11 protein-coding genes, 2 rRNA genes and 1 other annotated feature are annotated in these 17,927 nt (G+C 39.4%); of the genes, 9 read left to right on the top strand and 4 right to left on the bottom strand.

Annotated elements, in window-relative coordinates:
- Positions 1 to 37 precede the first annotated feature (37 nt).
- Positions 38 to 1,234 carry a class I SAM-dependent methyltransferase gene (locus tag ACSYTE_RS00325; RefSeq protein WP_491716744.1) on the bottom strand — a complete coding sequence of 399 codons (1,197 nt, stop codon included), beginning with the start codon at positions 1,232 to 1,234 and terminating at the stop codon, positions 38 to 40.
- Positions 1,235 to 1,374: 140 nt separating this feature from the next.
- On the opposite strand from ACSYTE_RS00325, the gene ACSYTE_RS00320 reads away from it, so the two are divergent.
- From ACSYTE_RS00320 to ACSYTE_RS00305, 4 genes are all read left to right on the top strand, one after another.
- Positions 1,375 to 2,016 (top strand): hypothetical protein, encoded by a 642-nt coding sequence (locus tag ACSYTE_RS00320; protein ID WP_491716743.1) that lies wholly within the window; start codon positions 1,375 to 1,377, stop codon positions 2,014 to 2,016.
- A gap of 19 nt (positions 2,017 to 2,035) precedes the next feature.
- Positions 2,036 to 3,106 (top strand): AI-2E family transporter, encoded by a 1,071-nt coding sequence (locus ACSYTE_RS00315; RefSeq protein ID WP_491716742.1) that lies wholly within the window; start codon positions 2,036 to 2,038, stop codon positions 3,104 to 3,106.
- 63 nt (positions 3,107 to 3,169) lie between these two features.
- Positions 3,170 to 3,862 (top strand): 2,3-diphosphoglycerate-dependent phosphoglycerate mutase, encoded by a 693-nt coding sequence (locus ACSYTE_RS00310; protein ID WP_491716741.1) that lies wholly within the window; start codon positions 3,170 to 3,172, stop codon positions 3,860 to 3,862.
- Between the two features lie 83 nt (positions 3,863 to 3,945).
- Complete coding sequence (locus ACSYTE_RS00305; RefSeq protein WP_491716740.1) at positions 3,946 to 5,658, top strand: hypothetical protein; 1,713 nt, start codon at positions 3,946 to 3,948, stop codon at positions 5,656 to 5,658.
- A gap of 57 nt (positions 5,659 to 5,715) precedes the next feature.
- Here ACSYTE_RS00305 and ACSYTE_RS00300 read toward each other — a convergent pair whose 3' ends face one another.
- The 3 genes from ACSYTE_RS00300 to ACSYTE_RS00290 form a co-directional block, all read right to left on the bottom strand.
- Complete coding sequence (locus ACSYTE_RS00300) at positions 5,716 to 6,606, bottom strand: polysaccharide deacetylase family protein (RefSeq protein ID WP_491716739.1); 891 nt, start codon at positions 6,604 to 6,606, stop codon at positions 5,716 to 5,718.
- A gap of 294 nt (positions 6,607 to 6,900) precedes the next feature.
- Complete coding sequence (locus ACSYTE_RS00295) at positions 6,901 to 8,115, bottom strand: glycosyltransferase (RefSeq protein ID WP_491716738.1); 1,215 nt, start codon at positions 8,113 to 8,115, stop codon at positions 6,901 to 6,903.
- A gap of 218 nt (positions 8,116 to 8,333) precedes the next feature.
- Entirely contained in the window at positions 8,334 to 8,792 is a 459-nt protein-coding gene (locus ACSYTE_RS00290) for a MerR family transcriptional regulator (RefSeq protein ID WP_491716737.1), read from the bottom strand.
- Between the two features lie 183 nt (positions 8,793 to 8,975).
- Between ACSYTE_RS00290 and ACSYTE_RS00285 the strand changes: the two genes are divergently transcribed.
- The 5 genes from ACSYTE_RS00285 (at position 8,976) to ACSYTE_RS00265 (ending at position 17,905) form a co-directional block, all read left to right on the top strand.
- Positions 8,976 to 10,448: an MDR family MFS transporter gene (locus tag ACSYTE_RS00285; RefSeq protein ID WP_491716736.1), complete on the top strand. Its 1,473-nt coding sequence runs from the start codon at positions 8,976 to 8,978 to the stop codon at positions 10,446 to 10,448.
- Positions 10,448 to 11,248 carry a DUF4811 domain-containing protein gene (locus ACSYTE_RS00280; protein WP_491716735.1) on the top strand — a complete coding sequence of 267 codons (801 nt, stop codon included), beginning with the start codon at positions 10,448 to 10,450 and terminating at the stop codon, positions 11,246 to 11,248. The genes ACSYTE_RS00285 and ACSYTE_RS00280 overlap by 1 nt, the downstream gene beginning before the upstream one ends.
- Positions 11,249 to 11,297: 49 nt before the next feature.
- Positions 11,298 to 11,496: a binding site (T-box leader), on the top strand.
- 49 nt (positions 11,497 to 11,545) lie between these two features.
- Positions 11,546 to 12,805 carry a tyrosine--tRNA ligase gene (gene tyrS / locus ACSYTE_RS00275; protein WP_491716734.1) on the top strand — a complete coding sequence of 420 codons (1,260 nt, stop codon included), beginning with the start codon at positions 11,546 to 11,548 and terminating at the stop codon, positions 12,803 to 12,805.
- A gap of 388 nt (positions 12,806 to 13,193) precedes the next feature.
- Positions 13,194 to 14,769: ribosomal RNA gene (locus tag ACSYTE_RS00270) — 16S ribosomal RNA — on the top strand.
- A 221-nt stretch (positions 14,770 to 14,990) separates the two neighbouring features.
- Positions 14,991 to 17,905, top strand: a 23S ribosomal RNA gene (locus ACSYTE_RS00265).
- The 16S and 23S rRNA genes sit together here, the layout of an rRNA operon.
- Positions 17,906 to 17,927: the final 22 nt, after the last annotated feature.

The raw sequence follows: 17,927 nt of genomic DNA, 5'->3' as shown, positions 1-17,927 counted from the left end.
GTGATGATAACATTAATCGTTATCACCACTTTTTTAATTATTTACTTGCTGGCTTGTTTTTATCATCGTACATGTATTCACGAGTCATTGGCAAAGCATGCCCAGATGGTCCCTTTGAGATTAAGTATTGGATAACATCAATATTTCCAGCTTTAAATGATGCGGCACAGGCTTGTAGGTATAAGTCCCACATCCGAATAAAGCGTTCGTCGAATATTTTTTTAACTTCATCCAAGTGCTCATTGAAATTATGATCCCAATGTTCGAGGGTCACTTGATAATGTCTCCGCAAGGTTTCTAAGTCAAAAATTTGCATTCCATTTTCAACAATATGGTCAATATTTTCCGTTAATCCAGGAACATATCCCCCTGGGAAAATGTACTTATTGATCCAACCGTTGTAGGCACCACCTTGTTGTCTGGTGATTCCGTGAATCAAAGCCACACCGTTTGGCTTCAAATATTTATTAACGTATTTGAAGTATTCACCAAGGTTTTCCTTCCCAACGTGTTCGAACATTCCAACTGAAGTAACGTAGTCAAATTGTTCATCATGATAATCACGGTAGTCACGGAGGTAAACGGTTGCAACATCTTCTAAGCCTTCATCTTGAATCCGCTTTTGAACGTAATCATATTGTTCTTTACTGAGGGTAATTCCAGCAACGGTCAAGCCGAATTCCTTAGCAGCAGTTAGCATTAAGGTTCCCCAACCACAACCAATATCAAGAAGGGTTCTTCCTGGATTAGGATTTAGTTTTTTGATGATGTGTCTAACTTTATTCATCTGTGCTTGTTCCAATGTGTCATCTGGGTTTTCCCAGTAGGCACATGAGTATGTCATTGTTGGATCGAGCCAAATCTTATAAAAGTCGTTTCCAATATCGTAATGACTTTGGACATCCTTCATACTTTCTTTTTCACTGTGTGATTGTTTAGGCAAGAACTTGATGAACTTGCTGTTACGCATGAAACTGCCCGCACTTTCGTAAGCTGAGGTAACTAAATCTTCAATATTACCGTCAATCTCAATTTTGCCATCCATATAAGCTTCACCAAGTGCAATTGAAGCATTTTTGGTAATTTGTCGAATGGGAATTGCTTCCTTAAATGTGATGTGAGCCTGGGGTTCACCCTCACCATAGACTTCACTTTTACCGTCCCAATAAGTTACTTTAACAGGCATATTAAAGCTTCTTTTCAAAAACTGCCGATAAAAAGGTTTTTCTAACATAAATAAACAAATCCTCTCTAGAAATTTAACTATGAATAATATTATACGCTTATTTATTAATTTTTTGGAAGGAATGTATTCTATTTTACTACTGGAAAAATGGTATAATTGAATAAAATAAAGTATAAGAGGGATTAGATATGAAAAAAATATTGGTAGCGATTGTTGCCATTATTGTAGTTGGATTGTTTGGCGGCCTTATGATTAATGGCCATAGTTCCAGTAATCATGAAGCTAATTCATCCATCAGTAAGGGTAATCAGGCAATTCAAAATCGGCAATATCACCAAGCAGTTGTAAATTTTAAGCAGGCATTAGATGCTCAGCCTGATAATCAAGTTGCACTTAAATCGCTTCAGCAGGTACAGACCATTCAAGCTGCTGATACTTTTTATAATGCTCAACACTTTGTAACCGCAATTGCCCAGTATCAAAAAGTAGCTAGTTTGAAGCAGTCATCATTACTGGTACAACGGGCAAACGAACAATTAAAAAATAGTGAAAATTTATTGAACGGTGCAATTGAACTAACGGGCATTTATAACCAATCATTACGACTTAACCATTCTAAAAAATATGCTCAATCAGCGAAATTATTACAACAAGCATTTACCAATGGCAATTTAAATAATAGCTATTTTAAGAATATTACCGATCGAATTAAAGCGTTAAGAAATGCTAATTCAGCTAAAAAAATGGATCGGGCAGCCGTTACGAATCGCTTAGCAATCCGTCCACAAACCATCAATCAATTAGAGAGTGGACAAGTTCTAAATAACTAATCAGAATAGGAGAATTTGAATGCATTTATGGGATCAATTTATTGAAAACGTGAGATTACGGAGATTGGTGGTGTTATTAGCAATCATTTCCGTCCTCTACTTGGTCCGTGGAATGATGACGATTATTTTACTAACTTTTATATTTACGTTCTTAGTAACCACCATTGTTAATTGGATTTGGAAATACGTTAAAATTCCTAAGTCGTTATTAGTATGTATTATTTATGCTACGATCGTAGTATTAGTATCATGGGCCTTAGCAGTTTATGTTCCCCAAATTATCGAACAAGCAATTATGGGGATTAAATCATTGATTAATTTCTACCAGAGTCCTAATGACATAACTGGACAAGATAGTGAGATTCAGGCTTACATTGCTGATTTTTTGTCTAAGTTTAACGTTGTTTCGTTTCTAAAGGGGAGTGCGAATACTGTCTTTGAATATATTACCAGTATCGGATCAGTCAGTGTTTCAGTTTTTATTTCTTTAATATTGAGTTTCTTTTTTACACTGGAAAGTGATCGAATGGCTACCTTTTCCAAGAAATTTTTGACGAGTAATATCGGTTGGTTATTCCAAGATATTTATTACTATGCTCAAATTTTCGTTAAGACGTTTGGTGTTGTTTTAGAAGCACAGTTATTTATTGCGATTTGCAATACCATTTTAACGACCATTGTGATGGCAGTAATGGGGTTACCACAACTATTGATACTAGCATTATTAGTGTTTTTCCTTAGTTTAATTCCAGTGGCTGGGGTAATTATTTCATTTATTCCATTATCATTAGTTTGTTACTCTACTGGCGGCATTTACGATGTGATTTATATGATCATTACAATTATAGTGGTTCATGGAATTGAAGCATACGTATTAAACCCAAAGTTTATGTCATCGAGAACTAAGCTACCAATTTTTTATACCTTTGTTGTTTTGATTGTTGGTGAAAAAATTTTTGGTGGCTGGGGATTGATTGTGTCTGTCCCAATTTTTACTTTTATTCTCCATATATTAAATGTGCAACGGGTCGACAATCATCCCAATGATGAAGTAAAAATCATAAAAAAATCTAAATCTACTGAAAAATAATGATAGATGGTGTATCATTGTTATGAATTCTTTAATTATAAAATAGAAAGAGGTTTGGAACTTATGGCAAAATTAGTATTAATTCGTCATGGACAAAGTCAATGGAACCTTTCTAACCAATTTACTGGTTGGGTTGACGTTGATTTAAGTGACAAGGGTGTTGAAGAAGCTAAGAACGCTGGTAAATTATTGAAGGAACACGGTCTAGAATTTGACTATGCATTTACTTCAGTTTTGACCCGTGCGATTAAGACTTTACACTTTGCTTTAGAAGAATCAGACCAACTATGGATTCCTGAAACTAAGACTTGGCGTTTGAACGAACGTCACTATGGTAAGTTACAAGGATTAAACAAGAAGGAAACTGCTGAACAATATGGAGACGAACAAGTTCACATTTGGCGTCGTTCATATGACACTCTTCCTCCACTTCTTCCAGATGACTCTCCATACTCTGCAAAGAAGGACCGTCGTTACGCTGACTTAGATCCAAACTTGATTCCTGCAGGTGAAAACCTCAAGGTTACGCTTGAAAGAGTTATGCCTTTATGGGAAGATCAAATTGCACCTAAGTTATTAGACGGTAAGAATGTAATTATTGCTGCTCACGGTAACTCACTTCGTGCATTAAGCAAGTACATTGAAAGAATCAGCGATGATGACATCATGGACTTAGAAATGAAGACTGGTGAACCAGTTGTTTATGACTTTGACGACAAACTTAAAGTTACTAACAAGACTAAATTAGACGACTAATTTATTATAATTAAGGTAATTGATTTACTATGTCTAAATCAATTGCCTTATTTTTTATACAAATTTTGATAGGGAAGTTGATCATGAAATCACTTAATAACAAAATTAATTGGCGAACTACGTGGCCATACGGAGTCATTTTGGTTATTTCATTATTAGCAATGTTTCCACAATGGTACACTAATGCCGCTTATGTAGGAATCGACTCACTTTTTCATATGAATCGATTCTATGATGCAATGATGCAAATTAAAACTGGTAGCTATAGCTATTTTCAATCATTTTTCGGATTTGGCCAGTCTGGTAGGGTGGTTAACGCCGTCTATGGACCATTATTTGCATATTTTAACGGTTTTTTGCTACTTATTAGCAAAAACTGGGTTAATTATCAGCTAATAAGTTCAGCGTTATTATTCATTATCAGTGGCTGTTTAATGTACCATTTATCAATTAAAAACAACGTTCAGCAGTTATGGGCGCTAGTAATTGCTGGATGTTATATGTTTTCGACCCCCATCTTGTATTGGATCAATGGGCAACAATTTACCGCATGGGGAGCGGCTTTTGTTCCATTAATAATGCTATGTGGAACTGAAATGATTCGCACCAGACGGATTGCTTGGATTAAATTGGCCCTTTCGATGACTTTATTGCTTGAAATTCATAACATTACTAGTGCGATTTGTGCATTAGCGTTAATTCCATTTTTTGTAACAGGGTTGGTTATCACAGATGATCGCAAACAAATGTGGCAATCACTTTTTAAATCAATTGGCCTAACGTTATTGTTGTCATTCAACGTTTGGGGTGGGATGTTAGAACTATTTTCTTCCAATCATTTGTTGCCCGTGCTGCCAGATTTACATTTAGCATCTGATTCTTTGTTTGCCCCCAACGGCACCACTAGGCTTCAGTACAGTACGCTGTTCTTATTTGTAATTGCAATCTTATACCTAATTATTAGATGGAAGCACATTGATTTAACTACTCGGGTTATTATTCTGAATGGAACATTTTTTCTATGGATTCCGACCTTCCTTTTCCCGTGGACATTGCTATCTAAGCTAATCCCAGCGGTGGACTCCGTGATTCAAAATCCGATTCGGTTTTTAGTGATCCCGTACGTTTTATTATATTTGGCGATTGGAATCCTGCTTTCTGATAAAAGCATCAATTGGTCTCGTTATGTAATTGGGGGCATAACGATTTTACTAATGCTACTTGTGATGTATAAGGACTTTAGGCATGTTTTAAGTAAGAGTCGTTACTTTAATTCACACAAAGTAATCATTAGTACTCGTAAAACGATTATTAGAACGTCCGATCCGAATAGATTACGTTCAGCATTGCGTTCTGATGATCCGCAAAGAATTTTGCAGTTGGTAATTAAGGCAACCCCAGATTATATGCCAGTGAAGCAAAAAATTTCAGTATTTGAATATCAAAAATTTAGTCCATATATCAAGTATCGTAAATCAATTATCAAGCCGAATATAAACCATGATTATCAGGTTAAAAACGGTATAATGACTGTTAAATGGACAAATAAGAGTAATCATACTCAACCCCATAAGTTAGCAGTTGTTAAATATGCCCACTCAATCATAAAATTAAATGGGAAACAATTAAAAACCGTTAAGACCGATTCAATCGGTGCGATTACTGTAAATGGAAAATCAGGAGTTAATCATTTAACGATTCAATACCAAAGTGCTGGTTGGTTTAGAGGCCTTATTTGGGTTTCAATCATTGGCTGGATCGGTTTAATTGGTTATGTTATGGCATTAAAAGGTTGATTAAACGCTCTTAAGAGCAAATAAAAAGGTGTGCTAGAATTTAATCTAGCGCACCTTTTATTTGGTTGAGAACCATTTTTGAATACTTGGCCAAGAATCATTATTAATGATCATTCTTGGGGTGTACATTAAATTAGTCTTGTCGTTTACAATTCCAGTATTCAATGTAGCGATCCATTGGAGATTTTGAGAGTTTAAGAAATTAGTTGTTTTATCGGTTCCACCACCATAAGGATAGGCAAATGAAGTTCCGAATTGTCCCGTTTTTTCATGCATAATTCGTTGACTAGTGATAAAGTCACGTTTGAAGTGATTATATTCGTCCGGTCTTTGAATAATTGGGATTAATCCACGGGTTAGGTAGTGCATATTGTTAGTATGCAATTCTAGACTTTGTAAGTTACCGGCTTTTTTCTTGGCTTTTAAAATATTTTTCCAAGTAGCGAACTTAGATCCTTCACGATAACGACCTGTATTTCCGGTAACAATGAAAGTGGTAAACGGGAAGTTATATTTTTCCATTACTGGCATTGCATTTTCAATGGTTGAACGGTCAATATCGTCGAAGGTTAGGACGGCATATTTACCCTTAATTGGTTCTTGATTACTAACCATTTCATACATTTGTTGACCGCTAATGACCTTAATTCCATGATCTTTAAGAAACTTCATTTGTTTCTTGAACTCAGTTGTAGTAACTGCAAAGTCATGGAGTTGTGAGTTATCAGATAGTGATTTAACAACATTAACCCCTAAATCATCATTAATAATTCGGTGATAACAAAAAACTAAAATCCCATTTTTTTGTGAAGCAGCTTGTGCTTTTAATGCATAGTTAGTGTTTTCACCCTTATCGTATTGAACCGTTCTGTGAATCGTTAATGACATTCCAAGAACGATTAGGATTGCAATAATCCAAACAATAATTTTACGAGTTCTTCGTGTCATTTTTTAGATTCCTCCGCATTTTTTTTAATCTATAAAAGCTAAAAATAATAGTTCCAATTCCAAAAAATAAAATTGTATATAGTAGCCCAAAGTAAAATCCGTAGTCTAAGTTAAGAAGTAAGTAGTAAGTAACTAGATTATCTGTGTATAAATCAAAGATAAATCCGTAGTTAACGTAGAAAATAAATAGCACCGCTGACCATAGAGCCGCAAATAAACAAAAATTCCAAATTCTTCTTTTAATACTGATCTTTTTACGAATTACGAAATTATATTGTGGTTTATTTTCCAATTTTAGCGCCCCCGATCCGGACTACGCCATGTTCCAACATGTTCTGGGTCTAAGAAGAATGAAATCATAGCATAGATACAACTGATCAAATTAATGATCCAATAATACATAATGTAAGCAGGGATTAGTAAGAAGTCCCCCCAACTCATAAATGTTGCTTTCTTTGAGAAAGAAAAACTGATTAAGAACTGGGTGAAACTGACCATTAGCATGAATAGTAAAATATTACCATCAAGGGTCAAATTGCGATCCAAAATAAATGTAAGGATGTAGGTAATTGTACTTAGCATTGTAACCACTGCCCACGTGTTACTTACGATTGTTTCAGATAGTAAAAACTTTTCGCTAAAACTACCATGAATCAACATATCACGGTTACCAGCGAGTACTTCTAAACCACCACGCGCCCATCGCTGTCTTTGTTTGATTAGGTTTCGAACGCTTTCTGGAACTAAAATCCAACAAATAATATTGGGGTTATATAATACTTCCCAGTGGTTACGATATAATCGCCATGTAATATCAATATCTTCGGTCATGACCTTCGTGTTCCAACCATTAACCGATTCAACGGCTGTTTTTCTAAAACCAACAATAACTCCTGAAACGGTAGTGATCTTACCAGTTAAGAATGATTCTGCACGCTTAATGATATCGATAACACCGATGTATTCCAGTAATTGAAGGCGGCCCAAAATAGTAGTTCGATTTCTAACAACTGGTTTTCCAGCAACGGCACCAGCCTTAGGGTTATTATTTAAAGTTTTAACAACGTACGAAAGTGAGTCTGGATCTAAAACAGAATCAGAGTCAATTCCCAATAGGTATTCTCCACGAGCAGCTTTCAGCCCTTGGTTCATAGCATTTGCTTTTCCCTGGTTAACGGGGATGGCAACGATTTGGATATTAAATTGTGATTTGTATTGATCCTGTAATCGATGCATTATTTCTAAAGTATCATCTGAACTTTTATCATCGATCAATACAATTTCATAATTTTTATAGGTTAAGTTAGCAAGTGACTTAACCGCTTCTTCCAGGGTATCATGCTCGTTGTGAGCAGGTACTAATATTGAAACCAACGGTTTACGATCGGAATCGTTATCTTGAGTATGATGAAGTGTCCACTCCTTGAAGATACAACCAACGATCCATACGACTGACACCATTACGGGGTATCCGAATATAAAATCGCTAATCATTTTACTGAACCACATAAATTGTTTTCCTCCTTGAAAACTGGGAAGGTAATCTTCCCGACGAAAGATTTGCATTGGGATTTAAGCAAATATAAATTCGAGCTTATCGCAACAAGTTTATTATTGCATAATCCTTTTTATCATACCATATTTTAGATTGCTTATCGCTTGGAATCACATAATTTTATGAATGAAAAAACTTCCAATTATGAAAACAATAAATTGGAAGTTTTAAATTAATTATTATTTTTAATATAAGCCTTAATTTCATCTCCATCATCAACAAAGTAAATTGATTTGGAAGGATCGTCGTTTAAACATCCCATATTGATCGCGGGTTTATCATCAACAGTTCCGATTTCTTTGATGCGGTTCTTTAGCATGCGGGCGATGACGATGTTGTAATTAGTAAAATTACTGGCTTTATCAGCAGCGGCATTGAGAGTGAAACCTGATTCTAAATATGATTTGATTAGTTCGATTTTCATGAGGGTGTGGTAAGAATATTTGCGATTCTGATTTTTAGAACACTTTTTGGATCGAATGTACCCACATTTTTCCCAGTAGCGTAATTTACTCTGGGGGATATCAGTGTAGCTTGCGATTTCACCGATGCCAAACAGAAAGTCTTCGCGTTTGAATAGGTTAAAGATTCTGCTTTTGACTTCTTTAAATGTATCGTCTTCTCTATCCATGATTAATGAGCTCCCCTTTCTAACTTAATTAAAATCAACTTTAATAATATATAATGATTATATAACATATAAGCCTATTGTCAATTTAGTTGACAAAATAAAATGCTAGTGCTAAATTAGATAGTGAAGAAAGTAATATTTGATATCTATTTTATTTATTAATTAGAAAGAAGGAATGTTCTAATGGATAAGCCGTTAGATCAAAAGGGAAACCCATATAGTAGAACTCTACTTGTGTTGTTCCTTTTAATTGGTACTTTTTGTACCGTGTTGAACCAAACGCTATTGGCGACTGCATATCCAAAGCTAATGGATGTGTTTAACATTGATACTTCCACAGTTCAATGGTTAACCAGTGGTTTTTTGATGGTCAATGGGATTTTGATTCCCGTTACCGCTTGGTTATCCAGTCGTTTTAATACCAAGTGGCTTTACATTTCAGCAATGGTGATCTTTGAAGTTGGAACGGTAATGTGTTTCGCTGCGCCAAACTTTGCGACATTATTGTCAGGGCGTTTAATTCAAGCCGTTGGGGTTGGAATTTCAATGCCAATGCTACAAACGATCATGTTATCAATTTTCCCACCTGAAAAGCGGGGGACTGCAATGGGGCTATCCGGAGTTGTAATTGGATTAGCACCTGCAATTGGTCCGACTGTTTCTGGTTGGATTATTGTGAATGCGCAATGGCGTGATCTCTTTGGGATGATCATTCCAATTATGGCATTTGTGATTATCGGTAGTTTATTTGCCATGAAGCCAATCTTACCAACTAGCAAGACGAAGCTCGATTTCCCTTCATTACTATTATCAACGATTGGTTTTGGGAGTGCGCTATACGCATTTTCATCCGTTGGTGATAAGGGATGGGGTAGCGCCGTTGTTATCTCCACGTTAGTTATTGGAGTCATCTTTGTGATTGCATTCATTATGCGTGAATTCAAGACTAGTAATCCATTGGTGAATTTAAACGTATTTAAATCCAAACAATTTACAATCGGCTCAATAATTGGAGCCCTTGCAATGATGTCTTTGATTGGGTTTGAAATGATTCTCCCATTGTATTTACAAATCGTTCGTGGTTACAACGCGTTTCATTCCGGACTAACGCTATTAGCCGGAGCAATGATGATTGGGGTATTGAGTCCATTTACTGGTCGAATCTTCGATAAGTATGGGGCTCGTTACTTAGGAATTAGTGGTTTCTTACTATTAACAATTGGAACGATTCCATTCTTCTTCTTAACTACTGATATGCCAATCATGTACGTGGTAGTGATTTACGCCATCCGTTCTTGTGGGATCGCAATGTCAATGATGACGATTACTACCTATAGTATGAATGCGTTAGATGTTAGTATGATGAATCATGGGACTGCTGCAAATAATACGTTACGGCAAATCGCTAGTTCAATTGCCACTGCGGTAATGACTTCCGTTTTGACCAACGTTACTAATAATGCCAAACCAGCCCATCATTTACTAACTGTTGACCCATTACAATACAAAGATAAAATGCTAAATGCTGTGTTGAGTGGTTATCATTCCGCTTTCTTAGTTGCATTTATCTTTGGTTTGATCGGGTTAGCATTCACGTTCATGCTGAAAAAGGGTAAAAGTATTCCAGAAGCTAAGGTTGAAGGAGGTCGTCAATAATGATTATTATTCTATTAGTGATCGTTGCGATCCTATTCTTCATCTCTTGGAATTTATTAGTAGGCAAGCAACCACTTCATTTGATTTTAAATATTATCTTTACTGCATTGTTGATTGGTGTAATGTTCTTATCAGTTGCCAACTTTAAGTACCACTATGGGATGCATAAGGTGGCTTCTACCGATACTACTACTAAGGTTGCTTCCTTATCACCTAGTCTTAATTTAGTTGTTGACCAACCAGTTGGCCAAAGTAATAGTAAGGATAAGGCGATTGTATACAAGAGCGGTAGTGCTAAGAAGACGGTTAAACCGGATACTGACGTTACTAACGTAGTAGTGAAAAGTAGTAACTTAAAGCACGCTAAGTTAGTTACCAAGACAGTTCGTTGGGAATACAAGAATAGCTTTGAAAGATTTATGTATGGATTAGCCCAAAAGTCATCTGTTTATCATAAGACCAACACACTCTACGTACCAAAGGATTGGTTAGTGCTAAATGCTAAACAGGTCAAGGCATTGCCAACCATCATGAAGCAAGAACAAGCGAAATTGCAAAAGCAATCCGGCGCTTCCCAAGCCCAACAACAAGCAGCATTACAGCAACAAGTGCAAGCATACGTTCAAAAAGAACTGACTTTAGCTGAAAAGGAAGATCCTTCAATGAATGCTGGTGAAAAAGAAGCAGTCGTTAAACAAGCTACTGCTGCTGGTAAGAAGAAGGTCGAAGCTGAAGCAAAAGCAGCTGCACTTAAAAAGTTATTACCATCAGTCCAAGCTCAATTGGACAAAATTAAGTAATTAGTTTATTGACAAAACAGCAGTTGGTTATTATGATATTGGTAATTAAACAAATGCTGAGAAGTAGTTCTAGTATCAAATGAATTTGAGAATTCAGAAACTTAGCGGGGCTGTGAGCTAAGCAATTCATTTGAGAAATTACACCTATGGAGCGTGCATATTTGCCGGGTCATTTCGTTATTAATGGTTAGAGTGATCATTATAAATGATAACTTGGGTGGTACCGCGGAACTATTTTCGTCCCCTATGGCTTATTAAGCTGTAGGGGATTTTTTGTTATCTTAAGGAGGAAATGAAATGGATATTATTGATGATTTAAAGTGGCGTGGCGCCATTAATCAACAAACGGATGCAGAAGGTTTGAACGAACTAGTTAATGAAAAGAAAATTGGACTATACGCTGGAATTGACCCAACTGGTGACAGTATGCACATTGGGCATTTAATTCCATTCATGATCTTAAAGCGTTTTCAATTAGCGGGACACCATCCAGTGATCTTAGTGGGTGGGGCAACCGGCTCAATTGGTGATCCTAGTGGTAAAAAGGCTGAAAGAAAGCTACAAACGATGGACCAAGTTAAACATAATGAAGAAGCCTTAACTAAGCAAATGACCAAGTTATTTGGCCAAGACGGTAGTTTTACGATCGTTAATAACTATGATTGGATTTCCAAGTTCACGCTACTAGACTTTCTTCGTGATTACGGAAAGGTATTCAACGTGAATACGATGTTGAATAAGGAAGTCGTTGCTAGTCGTTTGGATGCTGGGATTTCATTTACTGAATTCACCTACCAAATTTTACAATCGATGGACTTCTTACACCTCTTTAAGAACAACGACGTACAACTTGAAATTGGTGGGTCTGATCAATGGGGTAACATTACCTCTGGAACTGACCTAATTCACAAGATGGAAGGTGCCGATGCGAAGGTATACGGGCTTACGATTCCATTGATGCTTAAGTCTGATGGAACTAAGTTTGGTAAGACTGCAGGTGGAGCAGTTTGGTTAGATCCTGAAAAGACAACTCCATACGAATTTTACCAATTCTGGATCAATCAAGATGATCGGGATGTTGTGAAGTACTTGAAGTACTTTACGTTCCTTAGTCATGAAGAGATTGAAGAGTTGGCTGAAAAGGTGAAAACAGAACCTAAGAAACGCGAAGCCCAAAGAAGATTGGCTGAAGAAGTTACTAAGTTCGTCCATGGTGAAAAGGCAGTTGAAGAAGCTGAAAATATCACCAAAGCTTTATTTACAAATGGAATCAAGAATTTAACCGTAAGTGAAGTTGAACAAGGTTTTAAGAACATGCCAAGTGTCGACGTTAGTTCTGAACCAAATGATATTATTCAATGGTTAGTTGATGATACTAAAATTGAACCATCAAGAAGACAAGCTAGGGAAGATGTCAAAAATGGTGCGATCAGAATTAATGGTGAAAAGGTTGATGATGTTGAAGCAGTAATTAACCCGAACGATAATTTTGATGGTAAATTCGTAGTTGTTAGAAAAGGTAAAAAGCGTTACTACTTAGCACGAGTTACTAAGTAGGAGTTTGATTAATGGGCCATGGTTAATAATTTATCCATGGCCCATTTTTTATTTAGCAAAGTCATTTCAAATTAATTTTATTTTTTATGTTGACATTAAAGTTTGAACGCGGTATATTATTACTTGCGTTATTCATTTCGACTAACAACTTTCAAAAGTTGTTCAAAATTAATTTTAAAAAATCGTTGACATCCAGTTAGCAATTTGATATTATTAAATAGTTGTCGTTAAGAGCGACGCGCAAAAGTAGATCTTTGAAAACTGAACAAAATTATGACAAAAAATGTGTAAGGAACTTCATTTTAAATGAAGTACAAAAAACTTATGCGAAGTCAATTCGCTTTAAAGTAACAAATATTAAGAAGAGCTAACGTTAAGCTTTTCATCATAAGATGAGAGTTTGATCCTGGCTCAGGACGAACGTTGGCGGCGTGCCTAATACATGCAAGTCGAACGAACTTCCGTTAATGATAGTTGATGCTTGCATTAACTTGACTTAACATCGAAGTGAGTGGCGAACTGGTGAGTAACACGTAGGTAACTTGCCCTAAAGCGGGGGATAACATTTGGAAACAAGTGCTAATACCGCATAACAACAAAAACCGCATGGTTTTTGTTTGAAAGATGCGTTTGCATCACTTTAGGATGGACCTGCGGCGTATTAGCTTGTTGGTGGGGTAATGGCCTACCAAGGCAATGATACGTAGCCGACCTGAGAGGGTAATCGGCCACAATGGGACTGAGACACGGCCCATACTCCTACGGGAGGCAGCAGTAGGGAATCTTCCACAATGGACGCAAGTCTGATGGAGCAACGCCGCGTGAGTGAAGAAGGGTTTCGGCTCGTAAAACTCTGTTGTTAAAGAAGAACAAGTTTGATAGGAAATGATCAAGCTTTGACGGTATTTAACCAGAAAGTCACGGCTAACTACGTGCCAGCAGCCGCGGTAATACGTAGGTGGCAAACGTTGTCCGGATTTATTGGGCGTAAAGCGAGCGCAGGCGGTTTTTTAAGTCTGATGTGAAAGCCTTCGGCTTAACCGGAGAAGTGCATCGGAAACTGAGAAACTTGAGTGCAGAAGAGGACAGTGGAACTCCATGTGTAGCGGTGAAATGCGTAGATATATGGAAGAACACCAGTGGCGAAGGCGGCTGTCTGGTCTGTAACTGACGCTGAGGCTCGAAAGCATGGGTAGCAAACAGGATTAGATACCCTGGTAGTCCATGCCGTAAACGATGAATGCTAGGTGTTAGAGGGTTTCCGCCCTTTAGTGCCGCAGCTAACGCATTAAGCATTCCGCCTGGGGAGTACGACCGCAAGGTTGAAACTCAAAGGAATTGACGGGGACCCGCACAAGTGGTGGAGCATGTGGTTTAATTCGATGCTACGCGAAGAACCTTACCAGGCCTTGACATCTCCTGCAAAGCTAAGAGATTAGCCGTTCCCTTCGGGGACAGGATGACAGGTGGTGCATGGTTGTCGTCAGCTCGTGTCGTGAGATGTTGGGTTAAGTCCCGCAACGAGCGCAACCCCTATTATTAGTTGCCAGCATTAAGTTGGGCACTCTAGTGAGACTGCCGGTGACAAACCGGAGGAAGGTGGGGACGACGTCAAATCATCATGCCCCTTATGGCCTGGGCTACACACGTGCTACAATGGACGGTACAACGAGTCGCAAAACCGCGAGGTCAAGCTAATCTCTTAAAGCCGTTCTCAGTTCGGATTGCAGGCTGCAACTCGCCTGCATGAAGTTGGAATCACTAGTAATCGTGGATCAGCATGCCACGGTGAATACGTTCCCGGGTCTTGTACACACCGCCCGTCACACCATGAGAGTTAGTAATACCCAAAGTCGGTGCAGTAACCTCTTTTGAGGAGCTAGCCGCCTAAGGTAGGACTGATGATTAGGGTGAAGTCGTAACAAGGTAGCCGTAGGAGAACCTGCGGCTGGATCACCTCCTTTCTAAGGAATAATTCGGAACCTTACACAGTCATAGTTTTGTTTAGTTTTGAGAGGTCTACTCTCAAACTTGGTTCTTTGAAAACTAGATAATATTTTAATTTTTCCAAATTATTGAATTGTATTAAATACAATTTCAACCGAGAACACCGCGTTATTTTGAGTTTTTTAAATTAGTTTTATTCGTATTTACTCAATTAACCAAATACCACTCCGTGGTAATAGGTTAAGTTATTAAGGGCGCATGGTGGATGCCTTGGTACTAGGAGCCGATGAAGGACGGGACTAACGCCGATATGCTTCGGGGAGCTGTACGTAAGCTTTGATCCGGAGATTTCCGAATGGGGAAACCCAATAAATTTAATCGTTTATTATTCAATGACGAATTCATACTCATTGAAAGGCAGACGTGGGGAACTGAAACATCTAAGTACCCACAGGAAGAGAAAGAAAATTCGATTCCCTCAGTAGCGGCGAGCGAACGGGGAACAGCCCAAACCATCGAGTTTACTCGGTGGGGTTGTAGGACTGAACATTTGAGTTACCAAAGAATTAGATAGTCGAAAGATCTGGGAAGTTCTGCGACACAAGGTGATAGCCCTGTAGACGAAATCTAATTCCCTCAGTTCAGGATCCTGAGTACGGCAATACACGTGAAACATTGCCGGAATCCGGGAGGACCATCTCCCAAGGCTAAATACTCCCTAGTGACCGATAGTGAACCAGTACCGTGAGGGAAAGGTGAAAAGCACCCCGGAAGGGGAGTGAAATAGTTCCTGAAACCATGTGCCTACAAGCAGTTAGAGCCCGTTAATGGGTGATAGCGTGCCTCTTGCAGAATGAACCGGCGAGTTATGATAACATGCAAGGTTAAGATGAAAAGTCGGAGCCGTAGCGAAAGCGAGTCTGAATAGGGCGATATAGTATGTTGTGATAGACCCGAAACCAGGTGATCTACCCATGTCCAGGCTGAAAGTGTGGTAAAACACACCGGAGGGCCGAACCCGTGTACGTTGAAAAGTGCTGGGATGAGGTGTGGGTAGCGGTGAAATTCCAAACGAACTTGGAGATAGCTGGTTCTCTCCGAAATAGCTTTAGGGTTAGCCTTGGAGTCGAGAATCATGGAGGTAGAGCACTGTTTGGGTGAGGGGCCCGTCTTGGGTTACTAAATTCAGATAAACTCCGAATGCCATTGATTTATATCCAGGAGTCAGACGATGAGTGATAAGATCCACCGTCGAAAGGGGAACAGCCCAGACCACCAATTAAGGTCCCTAAATATATGCTGAGTGGAAAAGGATGTGGAGTTGCATAGACAACTAGGATGTTGGCTCAGAAGCAGCCACCATTTAAAGAGTGCGTAATAGCTCACTAGTCGAGTGATTCTGCGCCGAAAATTTACCGGGGCTAAGCATATTACCGAGATTGTGGACGCAACTATGTTGCGTGATAGGAGAGCGTTCTAAGGGCAATGAAGCTAGACCGTAAGGACTAGTGGAGCGCTTAGAAGTGAGAATGCCGGTATGAGTAGCGAAAGATCAGTGAGAATCTGATCCACCGAATGACTAAGGTTTCCTGGGGAAGGCTCGTCCTCCCAGGGTTAGTCGGGACCTAAGCCGAGGCCGAGAGGCGTAGGCGATGGATAACAGGTTGAGATTCCTGTACTAGTTAACTATGTTTGACCGATGGAAGGACGTAGGAGGCTAAACGTAGCATCCTGTTGGATATGGATGTTCAAGCACTAAGTCAGGTATTGAGTCAAATGCTTAATATCGTGTTGACAAGGTGTGATGAGGACCGAAATTTAGTAGGGAAGTCGTTGATGTCACACTACCGAGAAAAGTTTCTAGTTAGTAGTTAACTACCCGTACCGCAAACCGACACAGGTAGTCGAGGAGAGAATCCTAAGGTGAGCGAGTGAACTCTCGTTAAGGAACTCGGCAAAATGACCCCGTAACTTCGGGAGAAGGGGTGCTGCACTACGTGCAGCCGCAGTGAAAAAGCTCAGGCGACTGTTTATCAAAAACACAGGTTTCTGCAAAATCGTAAGATGAAGTATAGGGGCTGACGCCTGCCCGGTGCTGGAAGGTTAAGTGGATGAGTTAGCTTCGGCGAAGCCCAGAAACGAAGCCCCAGTAAACGGCGGCCGTAACTATAACGGTCCTAAGGTAGCGAAATTCCTTGTCGGGTAAGTTCCGACCCGCACGAAAGGCGTAACGATCTGAGCACTGTCTCAACGAGAGACTCGGTGAAATTGAGATACCTGTGAAGAAGCAGGTTACCCGCGACAGGACGGAAAGACCCCATGGAGCTTTACTGTAACTTGATATTGGGTGTTTGTATAGCTTGTACAGGATAGGTAGGAGCCATAGAAGTCGGGACGCTAGTCTCGATGGAGGCATTGGTGGGATACTACCCTCGCTGTATGAACACTCTAACCCGCACCACTAATCGTGGTGGGAGACAGTGTCTGGTTGGCAGTTTGACTGGGGCGGTCGCCTCCTAAACAGTAACGGAGGCGCCCAAAGGTTCCCTCAGAATGGTTGGAAATCATTCGACGAGTGTAAAGGCAGAAGGGAGCTTGACTGCGAGACATACAGGTCGAGCAGGGACGAAAGTCGGGCTTAGTGATCCGGTGGTACCGTATGGAAGGGCCATCGCTCAACGGATAAAAGCTACCCTGGGGATAACAGGCTTATCTCCCCCAAGAGTTCACATCGACGGGGAGGTTTGGCACCTCGATGTCGGCTCATCGCATCCTGGGGCTGTAGTTGGTCCCAAGGGTTGGGCTGTTCGCCCATTAAAGCGGTACGCGAGCTGGGTTCAGAACGTCGTGAGACAGTTCGGTCCCTATCCGTCGCGGGCGTAGGAAATTTGAGAGGAGCTGCTCTTAGTACGAGAGGACCGGAGTGGACATACCGCTGGTGTACCAGTTGTGCCGCCAGGCGCATCGCTGGGTAGCTATGTATGGATGAGATAAACGCTGAAAGCATCTAAGTGTGAAACCCACCTCGAGATGAGATTTCCCATTCCTTTATGGAAGTAAGACCCCTGAAAGATGATCAGGTAGATAGGCTGGAAGTGGAAGTGCAGTGATGCATGGAGCGGACCAGTACTAATTGGTCGAGGACTTAACCAAGTAAGGTTGTTCTCACGGAAGA

This window comes from Nicoliella sp. ESL1120 (genome assembly GCF_058508515.1).
The sequence above is the reverse complement of the archived record's forward strand: the minus strand, read 5'-3'. Positions and strand labels throughout refer to the sequence as shown.

Excerpts from the sequence above, each read along its gene's own strand:
- ACSYTE_RS00325 (WP_491716744.1), bottom strand. The coding sequence starts at position 1,234 with ATGTTAGAAAAACCTTTTTATCGGCAGTTTTTGAAAAGAAGCTTTAAT.
- ACSYTE_RS00320 (WP_491716743.1), top strand. The coding sequence starts at position 1,375 with ATGAAAAAAATATTGGTAGCGATTGTTGCCATTATTGTAGTTGGATTG.
- ACSYTE_RS00315 (WP_491716742.1), top strand. The coding sequence starts at position 2,036 with ATGCATTTATGGGATCAATTTATTGAAAACGTGAGATTACGGAGATTG.
- ACSYTE_RS00310 (WP_491716741.1), top strand. The coding sequence starts at position 3,170 with ATGGCAAAATTAGTATTAATTCGTCATGGACAAAGTCAATGGAACCTT.
- ACSYTE_RS00305 (WP_491716740.1), top strand. The coding sequence starts at position 3,946 with ATGAAATCACTTAATAACAAAATTAATTGGCGAACTACGTGGCCATAC.
- ACSYTE_RS00300 (WP_491716739.1), bottom strand. The coding sequence starts at position 6,606 with ATGACACGAAGAACTCGTAAAATTATTGTTTGGATTATTGCAATCCTA.
- ACSYTE_RS00295 (WP_491716738.1), bottom strand. The coding sequence starts at position 8,115 with ATGTGGTTCAGTAAAATGATTAGCGATTTTATATTCGGATACCCCGTA.
- ACSYTE_RS00290 (WP_491716737.1), bottom strand. The coding sequence starts at position 8,792 with ATGGATAGAGAAGACGATACATTTAAAGAAGTCAAAAGCAGAATCTTT.
- ACSYTE_RS00285 (WP_491716736.1), top strand. The coding sequence starts at position 8,976 with ATGGATAAGCCGTTAGATCAAAAGGGAAACCCATATAGTAGAACTCTA.
- ACSYTE_RS00280 (WP_491716735.1), top strand. The coding sequence starts at position 10,448 with ATGATTATTATTCTATTAGTGATCGTTGCGATCCTATTCTTCATCTCT.
- tyrS (WP_491716734.1), top strand. The coding sequence starts at position 11,546 with ATGGATATTATTGATGATTTAAAGTGGCGTGGCGCCATTAATCAACAA.